Source organism: Hydrogenophaga taeniospiralis CCUG 15921, assembly GCF_001592305.1.
In the GTDB taxonomy this organism is placed as follows: Bacteria; Pseudomonadota; Gammaproteobacteria; order Burkholderiales; family Burkholderiaceae_C; genus Hydrogenophaga; species Hydrogenophaga taeniospiralis.
Map to the genome: position 1 here is coordinate 77,911 of NZ_BCWR01000018.1, position 14,636 is coordinate 92,546.

At 65.9% G+C, this 14,636-nt stretch carries 11 protein-coding genes; 4 read left to right on the forward strand and 7 right to left on the reverse strand.

Annotation, left to right across the window (positions count from 1 at the left end; all coding sequences use genetic code 11):
• From msrP to HTA01S_RS19585, 4 genes are all read right to left on the reverse strand, one after another.
• The gene (msrP, locus tag HTA01S_RS19570; RefSeq protein ID WP_068174433.1) at positions 1 to 1,008 is read right to left on the reverse strand and encodes a protein-methionine-sulfoxide reductase catalytic subunit MsrP; all 1,008 of its coding nucleotides are present in this window, start codon (positions 1,006 to 1,008) and stop codon (positions 1 to 3) included.
• Between the two features lie 123 nt (positions 1,009 to 1,131).
• Positions 1,132 to 2,505 carry a c-type cytochrome biogenesis protein CcsB gene (gene ccsB, locus HTA01S_RS19575; RefSeq protein ID WP_068174434.1) on the reverse strand — a complete coding sequence of 458 codons (1,374 nt, stop codon included), beginning with the start codon at positions 2,503 to 2,505 and terminating at the stop codon, positions 1,132 to 1,134.
• On the reverse strand, positions 2,502 to 4,646 hold the full coding sequence (locus HTA01S_RS19580; protein ID WP_068174435.1) for a cytochrome c biogenesis protein ResB: 2,145 nt from the start codon (positions 4,644 to 4,646) through the stop codon (positions 2,502 to 2,504). The genes ccsB and HTA01S_RS19580 overlap by 4 nt, the downstream gene beginning before the upstream one ends.
• 171 nt (positions 4,647 to 4,817) lie before the next feature.
• Positions 4,818 to 5,432 (reverse strand): c-type cytochrome, encoded by a 615-nt coding sequence (locus tag HTA01S_RS19585; protein ID WP_068174436.1) that lies wholly within the window; start codon positions 5,430 to 5,432, stop codon positions 4,818 to 4,820.
• Positions 5,433 to 5,535: 103 nt separating this feature from the next.
• Between HTA01S_RS19585 and yihA the strand changes: the two genes are divergently transcribed.
• Positions 5,536 to 6,327 carry a ribosome biogenesis GTP-binding protein YihA/YsxC gene (gene yihA, locus HTA01S_RS19590; protein WP_068174437.1) on the forward strand — a complete coding sequence of 264 codons (792 nt, stop codon included), beginning with the start codon at positions 5,536 to 5,538 and terminating at the stop codon, positions 6,325 to 6,327.
• Between the two features lie 33 nt (positions 6,328 to 6,360).
• Here yihA and HTA01S_RS19595 read toward each other — a convergent pair whose 3' ends face one another.
• Both HTA01S_RS19595 and HTA01S_RS19600 read right to left on the reverse strand, forming a co-directional pair.
• Positions 6,361 to 7,284 carry an LpxL/LpxP family acyltransferase gene (locus HTA01S_RS19595; protein ID WP_068174438.1) on the reverse strand — a complete coding sequence of 308 codons (924 nt, stop codon included), beginning with the start codon at positions 7,282 to 7,284 and terminating at the stop codon, positions 6,361 to 6,363.
• A 26-nt stretch (positions 7,285 to 7,310) separates the two neighbouring features.
• Positions 7,311 to 8,264 (reverse strand): lysophospholipid acyltransferase family protein, encoded by a 954-nt coding sequence (locus HTA01S_RS19600; protein WP_084236317.1) that lies wholly within the window; start codon positions 8,262 to 8,264, stop codon positions 7,311 to 7,313.
• Between the two features lie 157 nt (positions 8,265 to 8,421).
• Between HTA01S_RS19600 and metK the strand changes: the two genes are divergently transcribed.
• From metK to HTA01S_RS19615, 3 genes are all read left to right on the forward strand, one after another.
• Entirely contained in the window at positions 8,422 to 9,606 is a 1,185-nt protein-coding gene (gene metK, locus HTA01S_RS19605; RefSeq protein ID WP_068174440.1) for a methionine adenosyltransferase, read from the forward strand.
• A 208-nt stretch (positions 9,607 to 9,814) separates the two neighbouring features.
• On the forward strand, positions 9,815 to 11,890 hold the full coding sequence (locus HTA01S_RS19610; protein ID WP_068174441.1) for a PAS domain-containing sensor histidine kinase: 2,076 nt from the start codon (positions 9,815 to 9,817) through the stop codon (positions 11,888 to 11,890).
• Positions 11,891 to 11,933: 43 nt separating this feature from the next.
• Positions 11,934 to 12,749, forward strand: coding sequence for an SDR family oxidoreductase (locus HTA01S_RS19615; RefSeq protein ID WP_068174442.1), 816 nt, complete (start codon positions 11,934 to 11,936; stop codon positions 12,747 to 12,749).
• 81 nt (positions 12,750 to 12,830) lie between these two features.
• Here the strand turns inward: HTA01S_RS19615 and HTA01S_RS19620 are convergent, their stop codons facing one another.
• On the reverse strand, positions 12,831 to 14,597 hold the full coding sequence (locus HTA01S_RS19620; protein ID WP_169804796.1) for a sensor domain-containing diguanylate cyclase: 1,767 nt from the start codon (positions 14,595 to 14,597) through the stop codon (positions 12,831 to 12,833).
• Positions 14,598 to 14,636: the final 39 nt, after the last annotated feature.

Genomic DNA, 14,636 nt, shown 5'->3' on the forward strand with positions numbered 1-14,636 from the left:
TCAGAACCAGCGGCGCAGGTCCATGCCTGCGTACAGCTGACCCACCTGGGGTTCGTATCCGTTGAACATCAGCGTCTTGCGGCGCTTGGCCAGCAGCCCGCCTTCGTCCCCGATGCGGCGTTCGGTGGCCTGGCTCCAGCGCGGGTGCGAGACCTCGGGATTCACGTTGGAATAGAACCCGTATTCCTGGGGTGCGGCACGGTTCCAGGCGGTGCCGGGTTGTTGTTCGGTGAACCGGATCTTCACGAGCGACTTGCCGCTCTTGAACCCGTATTTCCAGGGCACCACCAGTCGCAGCGGCGCACCGTTCTGCGGGGGCAGCACCTCGCCGTACATGCCGAACGCCAGCAGGGTCAGCGGGTGCTGCGCCTCGTCCAGACGCAAGCCCTCCACATAGGGCCAGTCCAGCACATGGGAGCGCAGGCCCGGCATCTGTTTCGGGTCGGCCAGGGTGACGAACTCCACGTACTTCGCACTGCCTTGCGGCTGGACCTGGCGGATGAGCGCGGAGAGTGAATAGCCGACCCACGGAATCACCATGGACCAACCCTCGACGCAGCGCAAACGGTAGATGCGCTCCTCCATCGGGGCCAGCTTGAGCAGACTGTCGATGTCGTAGTTGCCTGGCTTGTTGACCAGCCCCTCGACCGCCACGGTCCAGGGCCGAGGCTTCAGGGTTTTGGCGTACGCCGCGGGGTCGGTCTTGTCGGTGCCGAATTCGTAGTAGTTGTTGTAGCCCGACGCGTGTTCGTAAGCGGACACGGTCTCGACCGTCGTCGCACCCGGCACGGTCGAGCGGACTCCGCTCAGGGCAGCCAGACGACCCGGTCGCGCCGGCGCACCCGATTGGGCAAACGCATCGCGCGCCGCCCAGCTGGCGATGGCCGGACCAGCCACGCCCAGCGCGAGCCGTTGCAGCCAGACTCGGCGCCCCAGGTAAGCAGACGGCGAGGTGATGTCACTGGGAACCGGGTGCTGGAACCCGTTGTCGGTGCGGCGGATGATCATGAATGGCTCCTGGGTTTCCCGTAGGTCGTGGGAACCGGGCCATTCTTACAAAGTTCCATGCATCGCCATGGCAATGGCTGGGTCAGCGCACGGCACACAGCGGGCCGCGCGCCGGCATGCCACTCAGAGTTCGCCGTAGCTGTGCAGGCCCGACAGGAACATGTTCACCCCGAGGAACGCAAAGGTCGTGACCACCAGACCCACCAGTGCCCACCACGCCGCCACGGTGCCACGCAACCCCTTCATCAGGCGCATGTGCAGCCAGGCTGCGTAGTTCAACCAGACGATCAGCGCCCAGGTTTCCTTCGGGTCCCAGCTCCAGTAGCCGCCCCAGGCCTCGGCCGCCCACAGCGCACCCAGCACCGTGGCGATGGTGAAGAAGGCGAAACCAACCGCGATGGCCTTGTACATCGCGTCGTCCAGCACCTCAAAGCTGGGCAGACGCGCGGCAATGCGATGGCGCCCGTACATGATGGTCGCCACGATCAGCGCGGAAATGCCGAAGTAGACAAACCAGTAGCTGCCCCCCTTTTCGGCCGCCGACTGGCGAAACACGATCGGCTCGAAACACAGCACCACACCCAGCAGCCACAACGGAGCGAGCTTGTACCAGCGCGATTCGCTGGCACTCTGTTTGATCAGGAAAGCGAACGCCAGCATCGCGGCAATTGCGAAGGTGCCATACCCGATGAAGTTGGCGGGCACGTGCAGCTTCATCCACCAGCTCTGCAGCGCGGGCACCAGGGGCTGGATTTCATGCGCTTCGCGGATCACCGTGTACCAGAGCAGGAAACCCACCGCCGCGCTGACCACCAGCATGACGAACGCGCCCATTGAGCGGGTCTTGTAGTGGTCTTCGTAGTACAGGTAGAAAGCCGCGGTCATCCAGCAGAACAGCACGAACACTTCGTAGAGGTTGCTGACCGGGATGTGACCGATGTCCGGCCCGATCTGGTGGCTCTCGTACCAACGCACCATGGTGCCGACCAGCGCCAGCGTGACCGCGACCCAGGCCAGGCGTGAACCCAGCAGCTCGAAGGTCTGGCCACCCCGGCTGAACATGCCGACCCAATAAAACACCGTGCTCATGAAGAACAGCATGCTCATCCAGAGGATGGCCGACTGGCTGGAGATGAAGTACTTGAGCATGAACACCTGGTCCGCCCGGGTCAGATCGGCCGTGCCGGCCGGGGTCTGGTACAGCCAGATCGCCAGCAGTGCAAGCGCGCCCACCGCCACCGCCAGGACGCGCAACGGTCGCCAGAACCAGCCCAGCCAGATCATCGAAGGCACGGCCCCGATCAGGATGCCCTTCTCGTACCCGTCCATGGCCGCGTTGTACTGGGTGAACGCAACCAGGCCACCGGCCACCATCAGCACGGCGAACAGCCAGTCCCACACGTTGCGGCGGGCGAAGTAGCCGGGCTCCATGCCCGAGCCATCGGAGCCCTTCTTCAGTTCAATGGTCTGTGTGACGGTGGCGGAGGTGGTGTTCATGGCGAAACCTTCAGCAGTTGGCTTTTCAAGACGTTGAACTCACGGTCGGCTTCCATGGTCCTGCGGTTGGACGACAAGGCCATGCTGGCCTGCGACGACCGCTCCCCGGTGGGCGAAAGCCACACCCACACCCGGCGCTCACGCACATACAGCATGGCAAAAACACCCAGGATCAGCAAGAGGCAACCCAGGTAGACGATGTTCTGGCCCGGCGCGCGTGCCACCTGGAACACACTGGCCTGCACATGCTTGAAGTCCTTGAGCTGGAAGGTCATGGGCGCGGGGTAGAAGAAGGCGTCGCTCAGGCTCATCACGGCGGCCGCCATGAATTGCTGGGTGGTGTCGCCGCGTTCCAGCGGTGGCAGGCCGGCGCGCTCGCGGCTGAGCTGCATCAGTTCGAACAAGGTACCGTTGAGGATGCGCACCAGCACGTCGCTCGCACGCTCACGCTCGGCCTCGGGCACATTGCTCTCCAGGAAGGCCGACACCGCCTGCAGCCCGCCACGAACCGGGGTCTGCGCCCCGCCAGCGTCCACCGGCGCCAGCTGGACCTTCTCGGCGCCGGCGAACAGGCCGATGGCCCGCGAGGCGGACACCTGCAGCGCCTCGGCCAGTTCCGGCCGGTTTCCCTCGACGGCCGACAGGGCGTAGCGGCGCACCGCCAGTTCGCGCATGGCCGGATCGGCCAAGGCCGTGCGCAGGCGCACGAAGCCGTCCATGCTGTCTTGCGCATCGGCCGGGATGCGCAGGTAGCGCACCGGCTCGGACGGGGTTTCGCGCACGCCCAGCAGGAACATGCGCACGCCGTCGATTTCCACAGGCAGCATGTAGTTGTTGTATTCCACCGCCTGCCCGGCGGCATCGCGCAGCTTGTAGGTGACGCTCGGCCCGACGTTGCGCAGCGTTTTTTCGGTGCTGGTCTTGTGCCCCGAACCCAGGCGGCTTTCGATCGAACTGCGCAGATCGACCTTGCGCACGTCCACGTCCGACCCGCCGTTGACGTTGGCGAAGTTCTCCACGTTGATGACACGCAGCCCGGTGTATTCCAGCGTGAGCTTGTCGTCGCCATTGGTCAGCGCGCTCGTTCCCCCGATCACACCCGTCACCTCGAACGGCTTGACCTGCCCGTTGAGCGGGACGGCCTGCAGCGTCACTCGCGAGCCACCGTCGTCAAAGCTGGACTGGTAGATGTTGATGCCGCGGTGGCTGGCCGGGTGGTTCACCTCGACGCGCGCCGGCTTTTGCTCGCCAGTTTCGTGATCATGGATCACGATGTCGCTGGCAAACAGCTTGGGCATGCCGGTGTCGTAGTACTCGATGATGAATTTCTTGAGCTCGACGGAAAACGGCAGGTCCTGCAGCAGCACCCCGCTGGGCTGGGCCAGGATGGCCGTGCCCGCCGTGGTGCCCTCGGTCACCAGCAGGTTGCCGCGGAAGGTGGGGTTGCTGGCGGACAGCCGGTGCTGAGCCGGCACATCGGCAATCAGGCCGCCGCCGGTGAACGGCGTCTTGCCGTTGAACCACATCTGGGCCCTCACGATCAGGTCGCCGTCGAGCAGCCCTCCCACGCAGACCAGCACGATGGCGCTGTGCGCCGCCAGATAACCGATCTTGTTGGCCACGCCCTTCTTGGCCGCCACCATCCAGCCCACACCGGCCGGGGTTTCACGCGATTGCAGTTTGACTTTCCAGCCCGAGCCGAGCAGTTGCTGCCCGATGCGGTTGGCCGCCAGCTCCGGCGACTCGTCCAACGCGGCTTCCGTCCGGTTGGGAAACGCCTTGAGGCTCTGCTCCCGGATGTTCTCCTTGAAAGCCTTGAAGTCGATGAAGATCTTGGGCGTGTTGCGCACGATGCACAGACTGGTGCTGGTCACCAGGAACGCCAGAATCAGCAGGAACCACCAGGCGCTGTACACCGAGAACAGACCGGCGCTGGCAAACACATCGGCCCAGAACGGACCAAACTGGTTGATGTAGTTGTTCAGCGGCTCGTGCTGCTTGACCAGTGTGCCGATCACCGACGCGATGCAGATCACCGTCAGCAGCGAGATGGCAAAGCGCATGGAAGACAGCAACTCCACCAGTTCGCTGGTGACGCGGGAGCCGGTGCGGATCTGCAGGCCTTGGGTGGAGACGGTCATGAAGGGCTCAAAAGGAACGGTCCAACAAAAAAGGCGGTCCTGGTGGAACCAGAACGCGCCCTGATGTGATGTGATTTCTGGCTGGCCGTTCAATGCAAAAAGAGAATCTCACGCATTGTGCCGCCAAATATTAATGATTGCTTATATCCCCGACTTCGGCGGGGGCTTGCTTCAGCGCAAGCCGGCGATGTAGTCGGACACCGCCTGTATTTCGCGGTCGTTCAACTTGGCCGCCACGCCGGTCATCTGGGCGTTGTTGTTGCGCGTGCCATCGCGGAAAGCCTTGAGCTGGGTGGCGGTGTATTCCGCGTGCTGGCCCGACAGACGGGGGTACTGGGAGGGGATGCCGGCACCGTTGGGGCTGTGGCAACCGGCGCAGGCAGCGATCTGGCGGTCGGCGACGCCGCCGCGGTAAATGCGCTCGCCCAGACGGACCAGATCCTTGTCCTGGGCAAAACCGGTCTTGGCTTTCTGCTCGGTCAGCCAGTAAGCGATGTTGCGCATGTCATCATCGGACAGGCTGCCCGCGAAACCTTTCATGATCGCGTTGTCCCGTTTGCCGGACTTGAACTCACTGAGCTGCTTGACCAAGTACTCCGGATGCTGCTGGGCCAGGCTGGGGTTGACCGGGGTGGTCGAGTTGCCGTCGGCAGCATGGCAAGCCACACACACCTGGCCGAACAAGGCCGCACCTTTGGCCAGATCGGGCTTGGCCGACTGGGCATGGGCGCTGAACGACAAGGCTGCGGCGGCAGCGGCACAAAGAAGTGAAACGGGCAATTTCATGACTGGGCGGACGTCGGGGGCGACGGGTTCGGGTTGAAGAAATTCTCAATGTGTCTGGACTTAGCCAATCGATTTTACAATGCCCCACCGGGAAAACCCCCAAATGACCCATCACCACACTCCAGCCCCCCCCAAAGCCCGGCCAACCCCGGGCGCACCGGCGCCTCAAACCGCCGCCCCTCACGCTGGAACACCCGCCGCCCCGGGTCAGGCCGATGCCAAGATCGCGCACGGCTGGCTGCACACCGCCCGCTTTCTCACCACCGCGCCCCAGCTGGAACACCTGCCCGAGCTGGCCATGCCGGAGATCGCATTCGTCGGCCGTTCCAACGCCGGCAAGTCGACCTGCATCAACACGCTGACGCAACAAAAGCGGCTGGCGTTTGCGTCCAAAACCCCGGGGCGCACCCAGAGCATCAACCTGTTCGCGCTCGGCAAGCAGGGCGCCACCGACGCCGTGCTGGCCGATCTGCCCGGATACGGATACGCCGCGGTGCCGCGCGAGGCCAAGTTGCGCTGGCAACGCGTCATGGGCAACTACCTCCTGACACGGGCCAACCTCAAGGGTGTGGTCTTGTTGATCGATCCGCGCCTGGGGCTGACCGAACTCGACGAGATCCTGCTCGAAGTGATCCGTCCGCGGGTTGAGGAAGGTCTGAAGTTCCTGGTGCTGCTGACCAAGTCCGACAAGCTCAGCCGCTCGGAGGCGGCCAAAGCGCTTTCGATCGCGCGGCTGCAAAGCGGTGGCGGCGAAGCGAAACTGTTCTCCGCCTTGAAGAAGCAGGGACTGGACGAAGTGGCTCTGCTGCTGTGGCAATGGGCCCACGAACCCGCGAGCGCTGCGGCCCCACCCGCCAGCGCCGACATGGAAGACGAGCCGCCTGCGCTGGATTGATTCCCGCTCGCGAAAGCGGGCGCCCTCCCCCGCTCAGTCGCCGTTGTAGAGCGAAGCTTCGCCCGGCGGGCGTGTCTTGAAGCGCTTGTGCACCCAGTAGTACTGCTCGGGCATGGTGGCGATCATGGCTTCGAGCTTCTGGTTCATCGTGGCCGTGTCGGCCACCGCATCCTCACCCGGGTAGTCGCTCCAGGCGGGCAAGACCTCCACGTCGTAACCCTCGCGCGTCATGCGGCTGATCACCGGGACCACCCTCGCATGGCCCAGGCGGGCGATGCGCGGCAGGGTCGGCACGGTCGCAGTGGGCACGCCAAAGAAGGGCACGAACACGGATTCCTGCGGCCCCATGTCCATGTCGGGCAGCAGGTACAACGCACCGCCGCCGCGCACGAGATGGATCACAGGGCGCAGCCCCTGGTGCTTCTCCACCAGCTTCACGTCACCAAAACGCAGCCGCCCGGCGCGAATCCACTGGTCCACCGCTTCATTGAGCTGCCCGGCGTAGATGCTGATGAGCGGACGCTTGACGTTCAGCGACACCGCCATGCCCCCGGCGTCCAGCCCCACGAAATGCGGCGCGAGAATCACCGTGGGCTGCTCCACCTGCAGCTCGTGGGTGGCACCGGTCAAGCGCAACCGGGCGCGCACGATGGCCTCGTCCGCCTCCCAGAGCCAGCTGCGGTCCAGCCAGGCCTGGGCAAAGTGCACGAAATGCTGGCGCACGGCCCGGCGCCGCTGGGCCTCGCTGTCCTGCGGAAAACACAGGGCCCAGTTGGTGCTCGCGATGCGCCGCCGACGCGCGGCCACCAAGTGCAGCACCTGCCCCACCAGCCAGCCCAGCCCCCGCACCCAAGCCAGCGGCAGACGCGCCAGCAGGCGCATGAATCCCAGGCCCAGGCGGTCGCTCCAGCGCTGGGGCGCCGCCGGTGGCGGGGTGGTTGCGGTGGTGTTCGACATGGGCAACGAGGTCACTTGAAAAAGGTTTACCGCGAAGGGGTGGTCGTGCCGGGGCCGGCGTCCGCGCCGGCCTGGCCATGGGGCGGCTTGTACCGGGCATACGACCACAGGTACTGCGGCGGGCATTCTCGCACCAGCGTCTCCATGGCCTGGTTGATCTGCCGGGCCGCTTCGTGCGCGTCGGTGGACAGCGTGTCGCCGATCGCGGGGCCCAGCGGGCGCACCCGAACCAGGTAGCCCCGACCCCAGCTCAGCCGCTCACCCCAGATCAGCACCACCCGGGCCCCGCCCGAGTGGGCCAGGCGCGCCGGCAGTGTCATGGTGTAGGCGTCGCGGCCAAAAAATGGCGCCCAGATTCCCTGCCCGGCCGGCGGCACCTGATCGGGCAGCAGGCCCACCGCCTGCCCGGCCTTGAGCGCCTTGATGAGCTGTTTGACGCCGGCCAACGTGGTCGGCGCGGTACTCAGCCCCGGGCGATTGCGCGCGTTGGCCACCAGCTCGCGCAACCAGGGCTGCCGGGCCGGACGAAACAACACCGTGACCGGCTGTTTCTGCCCGAAGCGCTGGGCATAGGCCTGCGCGGTGATCTCGAAACAGCCCAGATGCGGCGTGAGAAACAACACCCCCGCGCCATGCGCCTGCGCGGCTTCGATGTGGGCCGCGCCTTCCCAGCCCACGCGCACCGGACGCCCCAGCCACAACCGGGGCAGTTCCGCCACCAGCTTGCCGGCCTCGCCCACCGAGGACCAGGCCACCGCACGCGAAAAGCCGGCCTGCTTCACATTGGCCAACAGCTGGCGGCGATAGCTGCCCGAGAGCAGGAAACTGAGCCAGCCCAGCAGCCAGCCCAGCGCATGCAGCACCGGCAGGGGCATCCAGGACAGGAATCGGAAAACCAGTTGTACGAAAACAGTCACGAAGTGCTCGGATGAACGGGAGTGGTCGGCGACGGGGTATTCTTTTGGGTGGCGCGTCGCCATCGGCGAACAAGGTCTTCAGCATCGACGGCGGCGCTTGATTTAAACTACGTCCATCGCCGAGTTATTGAACTAATTGCGGGGCGATTCACAAATTCCGCTAAAGCGTTCGCCGAACTCTGACAGACCGGCAACGCCGATCAACCTAACTGGAGTTTATATGGCGAACGACTTCCTCTTCACTTCCGAATCCGTCTCTGAAGGTCACCCCGACAAGGTGGCCGACCAGATCTCCGACGCCATCCTCGACGCGATCTTCAAACAAGACCCGCGTTCCCGCGTGGCCGCCGAGACGCTCACCAACACCGGCCTCGTGGTGCTGGCGGGTGAGATCACCACCAACGCGCACGTCGACTACATCCAGGTGGCGCGCGACACCATCAAGCGCATCGGCTACGACAACACCGAGTACGGCATCGACTACAAGGGCTGCGCCGTGCTGGTGGCCTATGACAAGCAGAGCAACGACATCGCCCAGGGCGTCGACCACGCGAGCGACGACCACCTGAACATCGGCGCCGGCGACCAGGGCCTGATGTTCGGCTACGCCTGCGACGAGACGCCCGAGCTGATGCCTGCGCCCATCTATTACGCGCACCGCCTGGTCGAGCGCCAGGCCCAGTTGCGCAAAGACGGCCGCCTGCCCTTCCTGCGCCCCGACGCCAAGAGCCAGGTGACCATGCGTTATGTGGACGGCAAGCCGCACAGCATCGACACTGTGGTGCTGTCCACCCAGCACAGTCCCGACCAGAGCGAGACCTCGACCAAGATGAAAGCCTCGTTCACCGAGGCCATCATCGAAGAGATCATCAAGCCGGTGCTGCCGAAAGAGTGGTTGAAGGAAACCCGCTACCTGATCAACCCGACCGGCCGCTTCGTCATCGGCGGCCCGCAGGGCGACTGCGGCCTGACCGGCCGCAAGATCATCGTCGACACCTATGGCGGCGCCTGCCCGCACGGCGGCGGCGCCTTCAGCGGCAAGGATCCGAGCAAGGTCGACCGCTCGGCCGCTTATGCCGCACGCTACGTGGCCAAGAACATCGTGGCCGCCGGCATCGCCCGCCAGTGCCAGATCCAGGTGGCCTATGCCATCGGCGTGGCCAAGCCGATGAACGTGACGGTCTACACCGAAGGCACAGGTGTGATCCCGGACGAAGCCATCGCCGCGCTGGTCAACGACCACTTCGACCTGCGTCCCAAGGGCATCATCCAGATGCTGGACCTGCTGCGCCCGATCTACGAAAAAACCGCCGCCTACGGCCATTTCGGCCGCGAAGAGCCCGAATTCAGCTGGGAAAAAACGGACAAGGCACAAGTGCTGCGGGAAGCCGCGGGCCTCAAGTAAGGCCTGCGGACCAGGGTAGGTGTGGCCCGCCACTGACACCGCTTTTCACACAAAGCCCCTGTGCATGCGCCAGGGGCTTTGTTTTTCCTGCGGTACGGTTTCAAATGGGGCACTGGATTCAGCCCGACCTGAATTTTTGCCTCGCCCGTCCGATAAGACTTGGACAGACCTTTTTCACGCTGCGCACCGCAACGATCTGGAGCCTTCCATGCACCCCAACGACAGCCCGGAACGAACCGACGCCCCGCCAACCGACCTTGAAACGCTGGTGACCCAGCGCACCCACGAACTCCAGAAAGCCCTTGATCGCGCGCAGGCGCTGTACGACCACGCGCCCTGTGGCTACCTGTCGCTCGACGCGCAACTGCGCCTGGTCAACATCAACCAGACGCTTCTGAGCTGGCTGGGCTACCGCCGTGAGGAGGTTCAAGAGGGGCTGGACATCTTCCAGTTGATCGACCCGACCTGGCGCACCGCGATCCAGGGACGGCTGATGACCCTGTTGCAACAAGGACAGACCGAACCGCTGGAAATCGAGGTGCTGCACAAGGATGGCCGCCGCTTCCATGCCTTGTTCTCCTCCACCGCGGTGTACGACGAACAGGGCACGTTCCTGCACAGCAACACCACCCTGGTCGACATCAGCGATCGCAAGGCCGCTGAACAACGCGTTGCCGCCCACGACGGTTTCCTGCAGACCATCACCGACCGCATCCCGGCCCGCCTGGCCTACTACGACAAGGATCTGATCTGCCGCTTTTCGAACAGCGCCCATGCCAGCCGCTACGGCAAGCTCGCCGGCGAGATGGTGGGCTCGCACCTGACGCAGGTGGTGCGCCCCGACCTGCTGCCCGAGATTCTGCCGCGCGTGGCCGAGGCGCTCAGTGGCCATGAGCAAAGCTTCGAGGCCGAGCGCGAGGCCGCCGACGGCACGCGCAGCTTCTACGAAATCCACTACATCCCGGACATCCAGAACGGCAGCGTGGAAGGCATCTTCATCGAACTGCACGACATCAGCGAGCGCCGCCGCACCGAAGAGTTCGTGCTCGAAGCCAACCGTGATCTGGAGGAGCGCGTGCGCGAACGCAGCGCCGAGCTGTTCCAGAGCGAGCAGCGCTACCGGCTCATGGTCGACGCGATCCAGGACTACTGCATCTATTTCGTGGACGAAGAAGGGGCCGTGACCGAATGGACTGAAAGCGCGCAGCGCATGCACGGCCACCGCCGCTCGCAGATGCTGGGCCAGTCCTACATGACGTTGCTGGCGCCCGAGAACGCGGGAGAGGACGAGGTCGATCCCGGCCAGGTACTGCGTCTGGCCAAGACCCATGGCCAGTGGGAAACGCGGGGCTGGCGCCTGCGCGAGGACGGTTCGCGTTTCTGGGCCCACACCGTGCTGACGGCGCTGCGCAACGAAGCCGGCGAACTGCAGGGCCTGTCCAGCATCACGCGCGACATGACCGCGGCCAAGAGCCTGGAGGACGTGATGAACGACCTCAACCGCGAACTGGAAAAACGTGTGGCCGAACGCACCCAGCAATTGGTGGCTGCCAACAAGGACCTGGACGTGTTCTCGCACATGGTGTCGCACGACCTGCGCGCGCCACTGCGCCACATCGCCAGCTTCGTGAGCCTGCTGCAGGAGCAACTGGGGGATTCCGGCGACAAGCTGGTGACCCAGTACCTGAACTCCACCGCCAAGGCCAGCAAACGCATGAGCCACATGATCGAGGGCCTGCTCGAATACGCCCGCCTGGGCCGGGTGGCCATCGAGTCGCAACCCGTGCCGCTGACCCCTCTGCTGCACGGCATCGTGGCCCACCTGAAGCAGGAGAACCCGGACCGCGCGATCGAATGGGTGATCGAGGACGATCTGCCCGTGGTGCGTGGCGACGCCATGCTGCTGGCCCAAGCCTGGAGCAACCTGCTGGGCAACTCGGTCAAGTACACCCGGCCGCGCGAAACGGCGCGCATCGAAGTGGGCTGGAAAGTCAACCCGGTGGGCGGGCGGACTTTCTACGTGCATGACAACGGCGTGGGCTTCGACCTGGAAAAAGCGCACAACCTGTTCGTGATGTTCCAGCGTCAGCACCACTCCATGGACTTCGAAGGCACCGGCATCGGGTTGGCCCTGTCGCAACGCATCATCGAGCGCCACGGCGGCCGCATCTGGGCCGAAACAGCGCCCGGCGAAGGCTGCACCTTTTTCTTCACCCTGCCTTTCGAAGGTCTGGAGCCCGAGCTCGATTTCCCGAAATCGTCGCTCGCCGAACTGAGCGCCTGAGCGATGTGCATCTGTGCGGGCGGGCACGCCGGATAATCGCGGCGTGAACCCCAGCCCTCCCGCCAGCGCAACCACCACCGTTCCCTCCCCACTCTTTGCCCTGCACGGCCGGGTGGCCCTGGTCACCGGCGCGAGCCGGGGCCTGGGTCTGGCCATGGCCTGTGCGCTGGCCGCGCACGGCGCCACCGTCTGGCTCAACGGGCGCGATGCCGCCAGCCTGGCACAGGCCGTGGCCCAGGCGCAGGCGGCCGGCCAGGCCACGGGAGGCGGCGCGCACGCCCTGCCCTTCGACGTGACCGACGAGGCCGCCGCCAGCGCTGCCGTGGCCCAGGTGCTGGCGCGCAGCGGGCGGCTGGACGTGCTGCTCAACAACGTGGGCCAGCGCCGGCGCGAGCCGCTGGACCGGCTGCCAACCCAGGCCCTGCGCGAGCTGCTCGAAACCAATCTGGTCTGCGCCTGGCACCTGTGCCGCGAGGCCGCGCGCCCGATGCGCGCACAGGGCTTCGGACGCATCATCAACGTCACCTCGATCGCCGGGCCGATCGCCCGCGCGGGCGACGCCGCCTACACCACCACCAAGGGCGCGCTGGAGGCGATGACGCGTGCGCTGGCGGCCGAACTCGGCCCGCAGGGCATCAACGTCAACGCCATCGCCCCGGGCTATTTCGCCACCGAGACCAACGCGGCCATGGTGGAAGACGCCCAGACCCTGGCCTGGCTGCGCCAGCGCAGCGCGCTGGGCCGCTGGGGCGAGCCGGCCGAGATCGCCGGGGCCGCGGTGTTCCTGGCCAGCCCCGCGGCCAGCTATGTCACCGGCCAGGTGCTGGTGGTCGACGGCGGTTATCTGGCGCATTTCTGAGCGACAGCGCGGCGTTTGGTGGCCCGGGGCCCGCCGCTGGCGCGTGCCCGGGCGATACGCCCGGACCGCGGTCCGGGCGCCCTACAACCGGGCCGGCACGCTCTGCGGCAGATGCAGCACGACCCGGCGCGGGTCCACCGCCATCCGGTCCAGCGCCTGGTTCAGGCGCTCCAGCAGCCGCATTTCGTCGACCGGCTCGTCGGCCGTCTTGGCCGTTTCGGACAAGGTGGCCGAGACCAGGCGAAAGCGCAGCGGCAGCTCGACCGGCAGCGCGGGCACCCGCTCCAGCCCCTTGGCCACGATGTGCTGGGCCAGCAGCTTGAGCTCTTCGGGCCGCAACGGCCCTTCGACCAGCACCGCAAAGCGCGTGTCGGCGATGCGGGACACGGTGTCCACCTCGCGCACCACGGCCGACAGGCGCGAAGCGGCCACCACCAGCGCGCGGTCACCGGCCTCGCGGCCCTCGCGGGCCACGATCTCGCCGTGGTTGGACAGCTCCACCAGCACCAGGCCACAGGGGTGGCCATAGCGGCGGACGCGGCGCAGGGCGTCGCGCAGGCGCAGGTGGAGAACGGGCGCGATGGTCAGGCCGGTCAGGGGGTCGGTGCTGTCGATGGCGCGCAGGCGGGCCCGGTTTTCATTGAAGTCCTTGGCCCGGCGGTGCAGGATGTACAGCAGCAGCGGAATCTCGATCGCCGAGCCGATCAGCACCGCATACTGCGCGGCCCAGCTGTCGGGCAGGATGCCCGCGCTGCGCAGCGCGGGAAAGGGGTAGCCCAGGTGCACCGGCAGGAAGCCCAGCGCCATCCAGCCGGCGTAGGTTTCGCCCAGGCGCCAAGTCCAGATGCACAGGGAAAAACTCAGCAGCACAGAGAGCAGGCCGTAGAGGTTGAGCACCAGGAAGGCCGCGGGGCTCATCTGCGCCACGTAGAGCACGGCGTACAGCAGGCCAAACACCGACCAGCCCAGCACGAAGCGGTCCACCCCGCGGTGGTACCGCGACACCGCGCAGACCTCGCGCACGAACCAGATGCCCGAGGCCGTTAGCCAGAGCATGAACACGGCCGGCGCCACGTCGTTCCACCAGGCCGAGTGGCGCCAGAAGAACAGGCCACCGATACCCGTGAACGCGGCCTGGAAACCGAGCATGCAGGCCACGTAGCAGCAGTAGGCGATGAACACGCGGTCGGCGTAGAGCCGCGCGTGTACCCAGCCCAGGAAGAACACCAGCAGGCCAAAACCGAGGTAGCCGCCGATCATGAGGAAGGTCCAGTACCGCTTTTCCTGCAGGCTGTTTTCGGTCAGCAGCTGCAGGCGCGGGCTGGTGGGCGCGGGCGCGTTCACCACCCGCAGCCAGACCGGGCCGGTGGCCTGGGGATCGAGGGCGAACACGGGGGTCTGGTCCGGGTGGTCCCACTGCGCCACCGGCAGGTGGTCACCGGAGCGCTGTTCTCGCCAGGCGCCGTTGGGCGCGCGGCTGTACAGGGTCGCCTCGTTGGTGAAGGCCGCCGCGCTCAGCATCAGGTACCAGCGCTGGCTGGCATCCAGCCGGGGCGGGTCCAGGCGCATCCACAGGGCGGTGCCGTCGAGCTGAAAGACGCGGAATGTCTCCATGGGCTGAAAGCTGTTGGGCGGCAGCGACACCACATCATCGATGCCCTTGGTGCCCGACTCGTCCACCCAGAAATGCGTCTGCAGGGTGACGTCGCCTTCGCCCTCGGTGGCCCAGGCATGGGCGGGCCACAGGGCGAGCCCCAGGCCCAGCAGCAGAACCACCACCGCCAGCACCCGGCTCACGACAGCCGCGCAGCGATGCACCGGGTGGGAGGGGATGGGGAGTCGATCCATGGATGGCATCGTAAATGTTTGTAACCCACGCGGAGGAAA

What these genes read in the sequence shown, in the direction of transcription:
- msrP (WP_068174433.1), bottom strand. Translation starts at nt 1,008, where the DNA reads ATGATCATCCGCCGCACCGACAACGGGTTCCAGCACCCGGTTCCCAGT.
- ccsB (WP_068174434.1), bottom strand. Translation starts at nt 2,505, where the DNA reads ATGAACACCACCTCCGCCACCGTCACACAGACCATTGAACTGAAGAAG.
- HTA01S_RS19580 (WP_068174435.1), bottom strand. Translation starts at nt 4,646, where the DNA reads ATGACCGTCTCCACCCAAGGCCTGCAGATCCGCACCGGCTCCCGCGTC.
- HTA01S_RS19585 (WP_068174436.1), bottom strand. Translation starts at nt 5,432, where the DNA reads ATGAAATTGCCCGTTTCACTTCTTTGTGCCGCTGCCGCCGCAGCCTTG.
- yihA (WP_068174437.1), top strand. Translation starts at nt 5,536, where the DNA reads ATGACCCATCACCACACTCCAGCCCCCCCCAAAGCCCGGCCAACCCCG.
- HTA01S_RS19595 (WP_068174438.1), bottom strand. Translation starts at nt 7,284, where the DNA reads ATGTCGAACACCACCGCAACCACCCCGCCACCGGCGGCGCCCCAGCGC.
- HTA01S_RS19600 (WP_084236317.1), bottom strand. Translation starts at nt 8,264, where the DNA reads ATGGCGACGCGCCACCCAAAAGAATACCCCGTCGCCGACCACTCCCGT.
- metK (WP_068174440.1), top strand. Translation starts at nt 8,422, where the DNA reads ATGGCGAACGACTTCCTCTTCACTTCCGAATCCGTCTCTGAAGGTCAC.
- HTA01S_RS19610 (WP_068174441.1), top strand. Translation starts at nt 9,815, where the DNA reads ATGCACCCCAACGACAGCCCGGAACGAACCGACGCCCCGCCAACCGAC.
- HTA01S_RS19620 (WP_169804796.1), bottom strand. Translation starts at nt 14,597, where the DNA reads ATGGATCGACTCCCCATCCCCTCCCACCCGGTGCATCGCTGCGCGGCT.